The sequence below is a fragment of the Psychrobacter sp. CX16 genome, from assembly GCF_057396245.1.
The window spans coordinates 84,669-98,942 of sequence record NZ_JBXYJF010000003.1 but is presented as its reverse complement, the minus strand read 5'-3'; the positions used below and the strand labels follow the sequence as shown (position 1 = coordinate 98,942).

At 41.6% G+C, this 14,274-nt stretch carries 16 protein-coding genes; 9 read left to right on the top strand and 7 right to left on the bottom strand.

Going from position 1 to position 14,274, the window contains the following annotated elements; translation table 11 throughout:
* Positions 1-107: 107 nt before the first annotated feature.
* Complete coding sequence (locus tag AC2SLM_RS01995; protein ID WP_486551724.1) at positions 108-701, bottom strand: phosphatase PAP2 family protein; 594 nt, start codon at positions 699-701, stop codon at positions 108-110.
* 330 nt (positions 702-1,031) lie between these two features.
* Positions 1,032-2,483 (bottom strand): glycosyltransferase family 4 protein, encoded by a 1,452-nt coding sequence (locus tag AC2SLM_RS01990; protein ID WP_486551660.1) that lies wholly within the window; start codon positions 2,481-2,483, stop codon positions 1,032-1,034.
* Between the two features lie 263 nt (positions 2,484-2,746).
* Here AC2SLM_RS01990 and tusD point away from each other — a divergent pair, with 263 nt between their 5' ends.
* From tusD to AC2SLM_RS01970, 4 genes are all read left to right on the top strand, one after another.
* Positions 2,747-3,148, top strand: coding sequence for a sulfurtransferase complex subunit TusD (gene tusD, locus AC2SLM_RS01985; protein ID WP_486551658.1), 402 nt, complete (start codon positions 2,747-2,749; stop codon positions 3,146-3,148).
* An 85-nt stretch (positions 3,149-3,233) separates the two neighbouring features.
* Complete coding sequence (locus AC2SLM_RS01980; RefSeq protein WP_486551656.1) at positions 3,234-3,563, top strand: hypothetical protein; 330 nt, start codon at positions 3,234-3,236, stop codon at positions 3,561-3,563.
* A 51-nt stretch (positions 3,564-3,614) separates the two neighbouring features.
* Positions 3,615-3,962 (top strand): hypothetical protein, encoded by a 348-nt coding sequence (locus tag AC2SLM_RS01975; protein ID WP_486551655.1) that lies wholly within the window; start codon positions 3,615-3,617, stop codon positions 3,960-3,962.
* A gap of 167 nt (positions 3,963-4,129) precedes the next feature.
* Complete coding sequence (locus tag AC2SLM_RS01970; protein WP_486543639.1) at positions 4,130-4,447, top strand: TusE/DsrC/DsvC family sulfur relay protein; 318 nt, start codon at positions 4,130-4,132, stop codon at positions 4,445-4,447.
* Between the two features lie 90 nt (positions 4,448-4,537).
* Here the strand turns inward: AC2SLM_RS01970 and AC2SLM_RS01965 are convergent, their stop codons facing one another.
* The gene (locus tag AC2SLM_RS01965; protein ID WP_486551653.1) at positions 4,538-5,083 is read right to left on the bottom strand and encodes a tRNA (cytidine(34)-2'-O)-methyltransferase; all 546 of its coding nucleotides are present in this window, start codon (positions 5,081-5,083) and stop codon (positions 4,538-4,540) included.
* A 373-nt stretch (positions 5,084-5,456) separates the two neighbouring features.
* Between AC2SLM_RS01965 and AC2SLM_RS01960 the strand changes: the two genes are divergently transcribed.
* From AC2SLM_RS01960 to AC2SLM_RS01950, 3 genes are all read left to right on the top strand, one after another.
* Positions 5,457-5,597: an entericidin A/B family lipoprotein gene (locus AC2SLM_RS01960; protein ID WP_486543606.1), complete on the top strand. Its 141-nt coding sequence runs from the start codon at positions 5,457-5,459 to the stop codon at positions 5,595-5,597.
* Between the two features lie 303 nt (positions 5,598-5,900).
* The gene (locus tag AC2SLM_RS01955; RefSeq protein ID WP_486551651.1) at positions 5,901-6,431 is read left to right on the top strand and encodes an inorganic diphosphatase; all 531 of its coding nucleotides are present in this window, start codon (positions 5,901-5,903) and stop codon (positions 6,429-6,431) included.
* A 236-nt stretch (positions 6,432-6,667) separates the two neighbouring features.
* Positions 6,668-7,054, top strand: coding sequence for a hypothetical protein (locus AC2SLM_RS01950; RefSeq protein WP_486551650.1), 387 nt, complete (start codon positions 6,668-6,670; stop codon positions 7,052-7,054).
* Positions 7,055-7,108: 54 nt separating this feature from the next.
* Here AC2SLM_RS01950 and AC2SLM_RS01945 read toward each other — a convergent pair whose 3' ends face one another.
* The 4 genes from AC2SLM_RS01945 to AC2SLM_RS01930 all read right to left on the bottom strand — a co-directional run bounded on the left by AC2SLM_RS01945 (position 7,109) and on the right by AC2SLM_RS01930 (position 11,702).
* Entirely contained in the window at positions 7,109-8,194 is a 1,086-nt protein-coding gene (locus AC2SLM_RS01945; RefSeq protein WP_486551648.1) for a lipase secretion chaperone, read from the bottom strand.
* Positions 8,195-8,273: 79 nt separating this feature from the next.
* Positions 8,274-9,425 carry an esterase/lipase family protein gene (locus AC2SLM_RS01940; protein ID WP_486551646.1) on the bottom strand — a complete coding sequence of 384 codons (1,152 nt, stop codon included), beginning with the start codon at positions 9,423-9,425 and terminating at the stop codon, positions 8,274-8,276.
* 261 nt (positions 9,426-9,686) lie between these two features.
* Positions 9,687-10,742: a lipase family alpha/beta hydrolase gene (locus AC2SLM_RS01935; RefSeq protein WP_486551644.1), complete on the bottom strand. Its 1,056-nt coding sequence runs from the start codon at positions 10,740-10,742 to the stop codon at positions 9,687-9,689.
* A 288-nt stretch (positions 10,743-11,030) separates the two neighbouring features.
* The gene (locus AC2SLM_RS01930) at positions 11,031-11,702 is read right to left on the bottom strand and encodes an alpha/beta hydrolase (protein ID WP_486551643.1); all 672 of its coding nucleotides are present in this window, start codon (positions 11,700-11,702) and stop codon (positions 11,031-11,033) included.
* Between the two features lie 220 nt (positions 11,703-11,922).
* On the opposite strand from AC2SLM_RS01930, the gene AC2SLM_RS01925 reads away from it, so the two are divergent.
* Both AC2SLM_RS01925 and AC2SLM_RS01920 read left to right on the top strand, forming a co-directional pair.
* Complete coding sequence (locus tag AC2SLM_RS01925) at positions 11,923-13,323, top strand: glycerophosphodiester phosphodiesterase family protein (RefSeq protein ID WP_486551641.1); 1,401 nt, start codon at positions 11,923-11,925, stop codon at positions 13,321-13,323.
* Between the two features lie 128 nt (positions 13,324-13,451).
* Positions 13,452-14,240, top strand: coding sequence for a sulfite exporter TauE/SafE family protein (locus tag AC2SLM_RS01920; RefSeq protein ID WP_486551639.1), 789 nt, complete (start codon positions 13,452-13,454; stop codon positions 14,238-14,240).
* The last annotated feature ends 34 nt before the right edge of the window (positions 14,241-14,274 follow it).

The following is a 14,274-nucleotide window of genomic DNA, read 5'->3' as shown; positions in this document are numbered from 1 at the left end:
CTTGAAAGTGCTAGTGTGCTATAAGCCTACCACATAAAAAGAGGTTATAAGATGACTCTTCGTGTTAAATTTTTATATTGTTATGCTAAGAATAATGATGGCTTAAGTTACAGCGTGAGCCAAAACGGCAAGCTGCTTTCTATACCTGATTGTAGACTTGGCGCCCAAAAAGATAGGCCATAACCGATACCTGCACCAATCAAGACATCCGTTGGATAATGTAGACCTAACACCATACGTGATAACGCAACTAAGATGGCAAACGGTAACATTAAGGGTAATAACTCTGGGAAGTATCCGCCTAGTGTGGCCGTGAATAACACCGCTTGCAGTGTATGCCCAGATGGGAAACTAAACACATCTAGCGGACGCTCGCCTAATACAATTACTTGATGCACTTGATACGGTCTTGGGCGTACAGTTTTGACTTTTAATAGCTTATAAATAACCAGTCCGACCATACTCACAATCAAGGTAGTTATGAGAGGCAAGATGGCTGAAGTACCATAGAATATTAAGGCGGTGGCAAGCATGATATACCAGAAACAGCCATCACCCAATCGACTGATGGTTTTGAAGAATAAAGCGACCACATAGTTGGTTGAATAGCGATTAATATGGATACATAAGTTGGTATCCCAAGAGATGAACTGGTTAACATAAACTGCCACAACTGGGTTGCGTGAAAACAGGGTGAATATAGGGCTAGGTGCAACTGCTGGCTCTATTATTTTACGACTCGTAGCTGGCTTAGTTTTAACAGATTTCAAAGCGTATCCCCTTATGTATGATGGTTAAAATCAACCGGTTTGTGCGTTTGATTAAATCATCTTGTGTGCAGTACTCATTTAAATTAATCGTCAAATTTACATCTCATTAATTGCTTATCACCTCTATTTATCGCTCAGTTCAATGACTGTTTTAACTATACTCTTATTCAATCAAACTTTAGCTAAACGGTTGATTATATTTAATTTATAAAATACTTACGTAAAAATTTATTTCATATCATTCTTGGTTTAATATTAAGGTTAGTAGCTGGTGCTCATTTTGTTGGTATCAGCAACCGCATGATTGAACATGGTAAGCATCTGCTTTGCCGGACGTTGCCATGAAAATCCAGATACGCACTGTGCGGCATTAGCGCCCTGCTCTTTTAACTGCTGCATTTTTGGCAGTGCCGCCACTTGGCTAATAAAGGCCTTCTTATCCCCCATAGCGACCAGACCACCGCGACTTGACGTAACCAACATACCGGCTGCGGCATCATCAAAGGCATAAACGGGTAAACCGCTTGCCATTGCTTCAACTACCACGTTACCGAAGGTCTCAACTTGACTGGCGAAAACAAACACATCACCGCTGGCGTAGTGTCTGGATAAATCCTCGCCTGTCTGGAGGCCTGCAAACACAATATCGTCACCACTATCAGCCGCTAAGGCTTCAAGGCGTGCTCTATCAGGTCCGTCACCGACAATGACTAACTTAACTGCGCGGTGAAGTTGATCGCGCTGTAAGGCTTTGAAGCTTTGGATAACCAAATCGACGCCTTTTTCAGGAGACAATCGGCTCACCATAATTAGCACTGTATGCTGCTTTTGCGCGCCCCACTGTGCTCTTAACTCTTCACTACGGTATTGCGGATTAAAGCGCTCCAAATCGATACCACGACCCACTTCGACCAAGCCTTTAAAACCAAGTTGATCTAAGTCTTTAAAGGTCTTATGGCTTGGCACGCAGGTCGCTTTAGAGACGTTATGGAACCATTTAAAATAAGCCATAATCGGCCCTGCTAATACGCCTAGACCAAAGTGTTTACTAAAGTCATGAAACTGGGTGTGATACCCTGTCGTTGCTGGTATCTTAAGACGTTTTGCCGCCAATAATGCTGTCAGACCCAAAGGCCCCTCTGTTGCGATATGCACCACATCCGGCTGCAAACGCTCAAGCTCTTTTTTGATGGTAAAATAGGCCGGCAAGCCAAATTGCAAATCAGGATATTTGGGAATAGCAAGCCCTTTGACCTGAATATCATGGCTAATAAACTTTCTATTTACATGGTTTGTCAAAGCTGTATCACTGTGTTCAGCTACCTTATCCGGTGATACGCTATAGATATTCTCAGTTGAGGCGGATTTAGATCTAGGCTTGGGTCTCAGCAAGCTGATATCATGACCGGCTAAATGAAGCTGCTTCATCAATTGCTGTAAGCTCATTGCTACACCATTGACATCCGGTGCCCATGTTTCTGTGACCAATAGCACATGTAGCCCTTGCGAGGTATTTTGATGGGCTGTAGAGTTTGAGCTTACCGATGCGGTTTCAGGCATACTGGTTGCTGCGCTGACACTGTCCATAACTCGACGCTGTAATCCTGTATGACTGTCTGTGATAGCGTTATAAGTCATCGCCATATTACGTTTTACACTGTCTTTAACTTGGGTCACATTAACGTTTGCTGCTGACACGGTGTCCCTTAACATGTTGAACTCCATTTAATTATTTCTTCTATAATGTCACTGTACGTTAGTCATCTGACAGTTTTATGGCGTTTTAATCACAGTTTGATGACAGTCCTACCCTAATATCAGTACACCACCTATCCATCGATTTGAAATACGTGACAGACTTAAGAGAACTTAGTCCTTACGTGATAAAACGTTACTTTGCTTGAGAAATAAGCAACTGACCCTAATAATAGCGATAGATGATCATCAATCCCATTTGCTGCCATGTGATACCGCCTATGTCTACTTTATTACTGATTACTGCCGATCCTAGCCAGCCCATTGCTTGGCATGCGTATCGTTATGCCAAAGCATTTTTGCAGGCCAATACTGATGAGCAAGCAAACGTGCAAAAGCTGAGCATCTTTTTTTATGCAGATGCCGCTCATACAGCCAACAAATTGCGCTGGCAAACCGCTGACAGATCTAATTTAACCAAAGCGTGGATAAACTTAAGTGAGCAATATAAACAAAGCTTACCGGTCTGCGTCAGCACAGCATTAACTCGCGGCGTGACCGATAGCGACAATGCTGCCCGCCATCAATTAGACAGCGATAACATTGCCTCAGGCTTTGAGTTAGTAGGTTTAGGAGAATTGGCAGAACAACTGGCCAATGCCAATAAAGTTATTCAGTTTTAGCGTTGCTATCTATTAAAAGCTGTCGTCTATTTAACATTAGAGTAGATAGGCTATTAGATACAAAAGGCCCAATATTTAATAAGGAATGTGTGTGTCTATACTGATTCGTTTAACCACCCCGTCCGAAACTGCGACTTATGAAGGCTGTGCACTGGCGTTGACCATGGCGACCTTTGGTAATAATGTACAGCTAATGCTTGGTAGTTCAGTGTTTGGCATATTAATGCAGCCAGATAGCCGCTTGCATGGCATGATTAAGTCACTAGACTTATATGATTTACCGCCGGCTTGGCTCCCTGATGATGTCTTTAGCAGTTGGATTTTAGGTATGGTACCTAAAGAGATTGCTCAGCAGATTGAGTTTATCCCTGAAGACTTTGACTCTCAGCAATTTGAGCACGTTTTTACCTTTTAACACGCCCTAGTCATTACCTTTCTCTATCTGCGATTAATAAGTTGACCAATTATGACCACCTTGTTTCAAATACATGCCAATATGACCAATCTAAAGTCTCTTTTGCAAGAGATGGCAACCTTATGGCACGCCGGTGATAGCGTTTTATTATTGGGAGAAACTGCGGCTTATTTAGACTGGTTTCATGCGTATGTCGATGACATTAACGCTAATGATGAAATAGAGGCAGAGATTCGCGAAATTGACGGCTTATTTGTCTTATCTGATGATATTCAGGTGTTAAATGATAGCGCGAAAATTAACCTAATCTTAGGTCAGGTTAAACAGTTAACCGACAACGACTGGATAGCACTAACTGATAAAGTGGACCGAGTTATTACCCTAACCAGAACGGTTTAAATTTTTTGGCTTAGGCTATTTATGTCAGCGCATTTTTATTATCTTAACTTTCATTATCTTAAAAATTGATGAACCCTTTACCCTACCTTTAATAGAGCCTTTTTATGACCCACTCTAAAATTCATACTGAGGACAATCAGTCACCAAACGTTAATAATAGCGCTTCTTTGAATAACCTAGCACTTGATGAAGAAGGTCATCTGGTTGACCATACCGCATGGACACCTGAAATCGCTCAACAGCTTGCTAATACGCTTAATATCACCTTAACGGATACTCATTATGAAATCCTGACTCAAGTTCGCATGTTTCACCAAGAGTTTAATCACCCGCCTGCAACGCGGCCACTGATTAAATATTTGATGAGAACTCTGCCGAAGCATGACATTAGCAATCAGCAGTTACAGCAGCTGTTCAAGACTGGATTGGTTGCACGTCATGTAAATCGTATTGCCGGACTGCCTAAACCGCCTAATTGTTTATAATTAAATGCAAAAAATCCCGTCTATTTGTTAGACGGGTTTATTATTATTTGAACTTAATAAAAACAGCTTAGCTACTTAAGCTATTCAGAATTACTTGGGGTCATATGGCGTCAGCTCAGTGTACCCAGTACTGCGCCCCTCATCACCGAAGAACCCTTGTTGACGCCATACCTCATACAGGCAGATACCCACGCTATTGGCTAAATTAAGACTGCGCGAATCGGGCAACATCGGTAATCTTAGCCAGTTATGTTCGCCAATGTCCGCTCTGATATTATCGGCCAACCCTGCTGTTTCTGAACCAAATACTAAAGCGATATTTTCAGGTATCCCTTCAGCATCCGTGTCACTAAAGTCATACTCATAAAAAGGATGGCTTAGCTTTGTGGTTAATGCCACCATCCGCTTGCATCCTGATTGTTGCAGTGCGTCTTTTGCTTGCTGCCAATCTTTATGTACCTTCATGTTGGCATATTCGTGATAATCCAATCCCGCACGCTTTAACTTTTTATCTTCCAAATCAAATCCAAGTGGCTCTACTAAATGCAGCTGAGCGCCGGTGTTGGCACATAGGCGAATGGCACTACCCGTATTATTTGGGATTCTTGGATTTACAAGTACGATGTGGATGGTCATTAACACTGCCCTTTAATGGTCTAATAAAGATTTAGAAAATAGCTATTAAGTTTACAATTCTATGACATTTTACAGTAAATTCATCACATTTCTATGTTGTTGTGTCTGTCACTATTGATATATTATGTTACTAAGGATGACGCCTGTGTGTCTTACCTAATAATTGAATTTTCTGTTTCTATTTTGAGTTTTTATTTGCCGTTACGTATTAAAGTGACGATTAAATAATGAGCTTTAATAAATAGATAGCTCGTTGCATTCATAACGGGTTAAATTGATTATTGGTAAGCATTTTTATATTATTGCGACATTCTTAAATTTACCGTCATTATCTATTTTATTATTCTTTTTTCCTCACTATTAAGGACTAAATATGAAAAAGTTAGCTATCGCTTCTTTAACTGCTCTAGTTGTACTATCTGGTTGCAACACTTTCAAAGGTTTTGGTCAAGACGTTTCTAAAGCTGGCGACGGCGTTAGCAACGCAGCTGACAAAGTTGAAAAGAAAATCTAAGATACTTATTCTTAAGTTTTCTACCTTATTGCGTCTTAATTTGCAGGTATTATTCCCTGTACTTATTTCATATTAAGTCTGCGATAAGCATAATAGAAGCTCACCTTACGGTGGGCTTTTATTTTAGCTAGGTTTTGGTGTCTTAAAGGCCTTGAGACACGGCATATACCCTGTTGATAGTTGCTAATGTTAATTTGGAATAGTGTCATACCTTGGCATCTAACCAAAACTTGGTATAATCAGCATGACATTGATAACCATTACAATATAACGCTCATACTAGAGCCCCTACTGGAGAAAAAGATGGCAGATTTTAACGTAATTTTAGATGCAGGCGATGTTGACGGTGGCGAGATTAACGTTGTTGTTGAAATCCCAACAGGAAGCAACCACAAGATTGAGTGGAACCGTGAATTAGCGGTGTTTGAACTAGACCGTGTTGAGCCCGCTATCTTTGCTAAACCATGTAACTATGGCTTCATTCCACAAACTCTTGATGAAGATGGTGATGAGCTTGATGCCCTAATCATCACTGAGCAGCCACTAACGACTGGTATTTTCTTAAAAGCCAAAGTTATCGGCGTAATGAAGTTTGTTGATGATAACGAAGTAGATGATAAAATCGTTGTTGTTCCTGCAGACGACCGTAACAACGGCAATGCCTACAACAGCTTAGAAGACCTACCAAAACGTCTAATCGAACAGCTAGAGTTCCATTTCAGCCACTACAAAGACCTTAAGAAAGCAGGCACTACTGTTGTTCAGTCTTGGGGCGATGTTGCTGAAGCAAAAGAGGTTATCAAAGAAGCGATTCAGCGCTGGAAAGATAAATAAGCCCTTCTTTACTAGCTACCAATACTTACTATCATAAGATGATATGAGTATTGATATTAATAGCAGATAGTTTCACTAAAAGCACTTTGACACCAGTTGAAGTGCTTTTTTATTTGTCTATATTGTATCTATGCAGTGATAAAATAAAATGCAGTGATAAGATATAAGCCATTAAATGAATTATTTAAATCGGCAATTTAAAGTACTGTCCACTTCTATATAAGAGCTCATTTCTCATGTCTACAAAACTACCCAAACACATCGCTCAAATGGTTGAAAAAAATAACTTGGTATTAGCGATTAAAACACTAGCGCAAGAACAAGATATCAGTATGGGTGAGGCCAAAGTCATCATAGATGAACATGAGGAAAAGTTAAAAAATAAACAGCAACAAAAGGTAGAGGCTATCGCGGCAAAGCAGGACAAAAGAAAACCGGTTAAAGAAGCCAACGCAGCGCCTTCCTCGAATATCAATATGGAGAACCTTAATGCTGGATTGGATCAGCATTTACAACAAATTGGCTATAAAAAACCCTTAATGCCGTATTGGGCAAAAAGGGTATTAATTATATTAATCGTGACGATTGCGCTAAGCTTACTGTTTTGGCGCATGATGCCTTAACTCTTTATCTCTCATTTAAGATTAAGCCACTTCATTTAAATTTTAGCGCCTCATCTATTGCTGCGACTTAAGCTGGGCATAGCCTGCTAAACGCTTTTGCTCAGCTTCATTAAACAGCTGCTGCTCTAGCTCTTTAATTTGAGCTTGCTGAGTGGCTTTATCGTTGGTTGTCGTCATAATACGCTGCTTGGCACTTCGATACTGCTCAAAACGGCTATCAAAGTCTTTATTCTTCTGATCCACTTCAGCCAAACGCTCGGCAGCTGGAATTCCGACCAATTCTGCACGCATTGCAAACAACTCTGAATCACTGGCACCACTTTGCTTTAAGCGCTCTGTACGCGTCATTAGCGTTTCCATATTTTCTTTTTGTAACACACGCTCTTTGATTGTCGGGTCTGATAAACGGCTGACATAATCTAACCGAGCTTGTCTTTTTTGGTCCTCGGTCATGTTATCATTCTTAGCAATCTCTATCATCGCCACGTTATAATCGTGCAATTGATCGTCTGTCTCAAAAAAAGCCTGTACCGTCTCAGGATTAAATAACTGGTTACGGATACTTTTGACCTCAAATTGACGCTGACGTATAGTATTTAGATCAAGCTCGCCCGCTTGAGTTGCCTGCAATTGCAAATTACCGTAGCGCTCTTGAACGGCACTCAATTGCTGCAAGTATGTTTTGTATTGATGATATAAAGCAACCGCTGTACTCGCAGCAGGCTCTGGCGTGTGGCTTTTGATATAAGTCTCTACCCGAGCGTCAATGGTTTGCGCTGACTCCTCACCCATAGCCGATAAAAAATAATCAAACAGGCGGCGTAATCCACGCGTCGGCACTAAGTTTTTATTGCCATCGATAATAATCTCACCATCGACATCAGTACCTTGTAACGAGCGTGGTAAATTCTCTACACCAGTAACAAACGTTCCAGATTGACCAGATCCATTATTATTTGCGGTCTGCGAATCATCGTTAGCCATAAGCTCTGGCATATCATATTGCTGATTCTGAGAAGCAGTGGCTTCCTCTTTGACCTCTATCTCTTTATCACTGCTTAACCAGCGATAGAGCATAACTACCATAATAATTAGCAGTATTGCCAATAGTATTCGCTTTATCGTTTGACCCGTTTTCATATACTGTTCTCAATTATTCTAATATTTCTAACTCTTTTATTTATAAATTCTCTATCTATAGGTTATCTATTAATTACTGCTAAAACCCTTGCTTTTTAAGTCTATTAACTTGACTTCGATACACAGAGATTGGGTCTACCTCATCTTCTGCGACCAAGCCTAATACCTGATTGATAGAATCTAAATGATACATCTTATAGTTATCTCGAATTACGTAGCCGATTCGACTAGAGCAAGCGGATACTAATCCATCATTGGCATCGTTCTCATCAAAGGCCCGCGCCGTTAATGACAATAAGTAATCACTGGCATCTAGCTTATTCGTTAAAGTACTCACCCCTGAAAATGAATAGTAAGGGATACCATTGACGACATAATCTTTGGGCGGCTGACCACAGTATTGTGTTGGCATGGCAGCAGGGTATTTTTTATTAAAGTGGGTAGTCATATACTCTGTGGTAAGACCAATCGCTGCTTCAGCGCCATCTTGCATCTGGAACTCTTCACGAGAGATACCTGATCCGTAATCTAGAAACTCACCGATGAACTTAAAAAAAGCAATCAAAGAACGGCTCATAGCATTATATTCACCTTGCGGATATCCAGAAGCGGCACTACTGTCGGTTACCAATTTAAATACCCAGTCTGCCATTTTTGAGCCTTGCTCTGGACTAGCCACTGCGGTTACTGAGGCAACTTTATCAGGTGCAACAGCTGCCACGTAGCGAATATCAATACCGCCCAAGCTATGGCCTATTAAATTTACCTTATCTTTACCTGTTAAAGCAGTGATGACTCGAACTTGTTGTAATAACTGCTCTCCCCGAAACTCCGCATTATGCACAGAGGAGGTTTTAGTGATATAGACATCACTGCCCCCTTCTATCAGTGCTTCAGGAATGCCATTAAAATAATCAATCAGATGAAACAAGGAGTTAAAACCACCAAGACCATGCGCCAATATAATCGGATATTCTGTCGCGGTTCTATCATTGGTTGGGTTTTTGCTATCGACGGGCAAGCAGCCTGTGGGATTCGAACAGTTGTAGTAAGCAGTAGTCTTTTCAGCGGTGCGAAGGGTACTGCATCCGGCAAGTGAAAAGCTAATCGCCACTGACATAACAGCAACTGGCAATACTCTTCTTGAGACTATAGTTTTAGAAGTCGATGTACGGTGAGCAGTAATAGAGTTATTCGCCGAAGAGATACGGGGTTTATTGAATAAGCGCATTATTGTATGGAAATTGCCTTGTGGTTGATAGTCTTGGGGCTTTGGCTGCTGACTTAAAAGCTAAGTTTAGCCATTTGCGCTTAGTATAAGACAATCCACATACTAATAGTCAACTGAACCGATTAAGTCAAGCTTCGCGCCTATAACAAACACCTAAGCTGCAATAATTAAAATATTGCCCGACTCCTCTATTAAAACCAGATGAGCGGGCAATTTGCATTTAACTGTTAAACAGGTAAACCATGAAATCAAACTAGGCCGTTACAAGCCTTGCTTTTTAAGACGGTTTACTTGAGTGCGATACAGTGAAATAGGATCTGCGCGTCCCCAAGCAACTAAGCCCAGTACCTGATTCACAGAATCCAAATGATTCAGCTTATAGTCATCTTTAATCACATAACCCAAACGGCTTGAGCATGAAGATACTAGACCATCATTGGCATCATTTTTATCAAACGGCAAAGACGTTAAACCAAGCAAATAATCACTAGGATCAAGCGGGTTTAATACCGTACCGGTACCTGAAAATGAGTAATATTGAATATCGTTGACGACATTGTTAGCCGGTGGCTGACCGCAATAGGTGGTTGGCATGGCTTGCGGATACTTAACATTAAAGTAATTGGTCATGTAATCGGTGGTTAAGCCAGTGACTGCTTGAATACCGTCTTGCTCTTGCAGGTCCTGCACGCTAATGCCTGAACCAACATCCATAAATTCGCCAACGAATTTAAAGAAAGCAATGGTGGCACGGCTGGCAAGGTTATATTCGCCCTCAGCATAGCCACTCTTCGCACTACCCTCGGTAATCATTTTGACGACCCAATCCGCCATTTTAGAGCCTTGCTCTGGGCTAGATACAGCAGTGACCGACGCCACATATTCTGGTGCCACTGCGGCCACATATCGAATATCAATACCACCCAAGCTGTGTCCGATTAAGTTGACCTTCTCTTTACCAGTAATGGCAGAGATAGTCTGAACTTGCTGTAACAACTGCTCACCACGGTACTCAGCATTATGAATAGATGAGGTCTTTGTAATATAGACGTCTGTACCGCCTTTCATAAGCGCTTCTGGAATACCATTGAAGTAATCGATTAACCCAAACAAGCGCGTCCAACCGCCTAGCCCATGTGCTAATACGACAGGGTATTGGGTCGCAGTGGCATCATTTCTTGGATTTTTACTAGAGACAAGCTGACAGCCATTAGGATTAGAGCAGTCATAATATTCGGCGGCTTGAGCAGCGACAGGAACGGCGGCGAAGCTTGAAGCAAGCGTTGCTGCTGCAGCTAATTTGGGTAGTATTTTCATAAACATCCTTGTAAGGCCAGTGAACGTATTTTATTACACAATTGTAAGTATTTCAATATTTTAGTCACTTATTAGATTGCTAATAAGTGACTAGCACTACTGATAATATGCAATAACTCGACAACTTTCAAGTATTTAATTTTAATTAGCATTTTCAATGATTTACAAAACAAGTGTTTTAAATACCAATAATTAAAAAAGCAGCTTAGAGAATAGATAATCTATCCTACAAGGCGCTTTTATCTAAAATACAGAGCGGTTATCAATTATATGCCCGATAGCGATAGCTTAGCTCAATACATTATTTAACCACTGACCGATAGCTTTAATTTGTGGTAAGCAGACCTGATGCGCCATCGGATAAGTCGTGAATTCAACTGGATAGCCCAGCTGTTTAAGAGAGTCGCCGGCTCGTTGACCTAAAATTACAGGCACCACTGGATCTTGTGTGCCGTGATCAATTTTAACTGGTAATTTAGCATTCGCATCCGAGAAATTCTCGGCATCATCAATTGCCAGATAGGTCGATAAAGCAAGTAAACCTGCCAGCTTTTGTGGATGGGTTAACGCGACTTGATAGGCAATGGCGCCGCCTTGCGAGAAACCGGCAATAACAATATTCTCAGGTAATACGCCGCGCTCTATTTCACGCGTAATCAAATCATTAATGTGCTGTGCTGACTTTTGAATCTGTTCAACATCGACCTTACGCTCGAGGCTCATCTCCAAAATATCATACCAAGCCGGCATCACCATACCACCATTAATAGTAACCGGGATTTGCGGTGCGTGCGGAAAAACAAAGCGAACCGCCAAGTCTGAACTTAACCCAAGCTCCGGCACGACAGGTTCAAAATCATGACCACTAGCGCCCAAGCCATGCATCCAGATGACAGCTTTATCGATGGTTTTATTGGCAGGATTGTGCTCAACGGTGACACAGTCTAAATAAGTTGTCATAGTTATCCTTCTATTTTCATTGTTAGTTATAGGTTGTTCGTTTCTGGTTCTTAATAAATAGTTATTGATGTTGTTTATTGACAGTATCAAGGGGTTTGAACCTTGGTTTAAAAATATCGCAGCGTTGTCATACAATCGTCAATATCTTACGGTAGCTTAACGCTAACACACCTTATGATTCAATGTTGATTTTAACACATCCTCTTATTAGGAACCGTCCATGTTAGCTTGCCAAACGCTTCATTCTCACATTAATAAACTTAAGCCGTCGACTCCTTTTTTTCGTCAGCCTTATGCGCTACCTGTGTTCGCCATTGGTCTTGCCTCGCTTGCGATGACCGGCTGTAATAATGAGCGTAGTGTCACATCCTCTCATTCAGCCTCTACGCCACTGGTTGTAAATAAAGTGTCGAATAACACCTCCAATGGCCAAGGTAATTTTCAGGTCAAACAGGTCGGCTATAGCTATGGTACACGCCCCTTTTATCTGATTGATGATATGGATGAGGGCCCGTTAAAAGAAGAGCTCAAGTCATGTGAGGGACAGACACCTAAAAAGACTGATTTTTCTATCTCTCATCGCGGTGCGCCGCTGCAATATCCAGAACATACCTTCGATGGCTACATGGCAGCCGCTCGCATGGGTGCCGGTATTCTAGAGTGTGATGTGGCCTTTACCAAGGACAAGCAGCTGGTATGTCGTCACGCACAAAATGATTTGCATACCACCACCAATATTTTAGTCACTCCTTTAGCCAATCAGTGTACGCAGCCGCCTAAATTTGATGCGATAGGCAATTTAACCAACGCTGAGAACATTGAATGTCGTACCTCAGATATTAGCCTAGCGCAGTTTAAATCATTGCATGGCAAAATGGATGCAGCAAATAAAAAAGCCAAGACGCTTAAAGAATATATGAATGCCACTGCCCCATGGCGTACTGAGCTGTATAATCAAAACGGGCAGCTATTGAGCTTAGATGAGCACATTGCTCTAACCAAATCCTTGGGTCTTAAGCACACGCCTGAGTTAAAAAGCCCGAGCGAGACCATGCCATTTGGCGATTATACTCAAGCTGATTATCGACAGCAGCTCATTAATGCGTATCGCCGTGCCGGTGTCTCCGCTGACGATGTGTATGCGCAATCCTTTGATATCGAAGATGTGACCGCTTGGCTTAAGACCGCACCTGATTTTGGTAAAAATGCAGTCTATCTAATTGACGACAGCAATGAGACCGCTGCTAATAAAACCTTTGACAAAGATGACTCTACCACATGGAAACATTCACCGCAGCAGCTTAAAGCCATGGGTATTAATATCATTGCCCCAGCAACATGGCTACTGGTCAGCAGTGATGGACGCGGTCATTTGCAGCCATCAGAGTATGCCAAACAAGCCAATAAAGCAGGGCTTGAGATCATCACTTGGTCTATTGAACGCTCAGGTCCACTGGCCAGCGGTGGCGGTTGGTATTACACCGGTCTTGAAGATGCGATTAATAACGATGGTGATATGTTCAATTATATTGATGTGTTGGCCCAAGATGTTGGTGTTAAAGGTATCTTCTCAGACTGGCCAGCGACTGTGACCTATTATGCTAACTGTAAGGGGCTGTAAAGGGCTGTAAGCTAGAGACGGTAGTAAAAGAGTGCTTACACCTCTATTAAAGGGGTCAGATGTGAGTTAAATTAGTCCTTATTCAATAAGCACAAACATTGAGAGGTTTATTAAGGATTTAATTTATCATGCTCACCACTTTATTAGACACCCTACTGCAATTGCCACTCTGGCATCTATTGATATTATTTGCTTTAGGCATAGTCTCTTTTTTAATTTCGACCCTATCTGGCGGCGGCGGCGCGTTATTATTAATACCGGCGGTGTCTTGGTTAATAGGTGCCCCCGCCGCACCGCCGATTATTAACCTAGGTACGTTTTTATCACGCCCCTCACGCATGGTACTGTTTTGGCATGACATCGATTGGCGCCTTATTAAATATTATGTGCCCAGTGCCATTGCTGGTGCTTGGCTCTCTGGTCTCATCTTTAGTCGCTTAAATGCTGGCTGGATACAATTAGCAGTCGGTATCTTTTTGGTCTCCACTTTAGTTCAATACAAATTTGGCAAAGTAGATAAAACCTTTGATATGCCCAAATTAGGCTTTGCGCCTTTGGGCTTTATGGTGGCTTTTATTAGCACCTTGGTTGGTGGCCTTGGACCTGTATTAAATCCTTTTTATATGAATGCAGGGCTCAAAAAGGAGGACTTAATTGCTACCAAAACCGCCAACTCCTTTTTTGTGGGTATCGCTCAGATTAGTAGCTATGCTTTTTTTGGTATATTAACCGTTCAATTATGGATTTACGGTCTTGCGTTAGGCATCGGCGCAATTGTCGGTAATATTATTGGCAAGCACTTTTTAGCTGGCATGAGTGTCACCCAGTTTCGCACCGCTTTGCTGATTCTGATGAGCGTCAGCGGGGTGATTATGATAGTAGATAATATAGATGTGCTGTTAGACGCATTCTCATAATTATTTGTCAGCTTCTTATGCTTCATCAAATTTT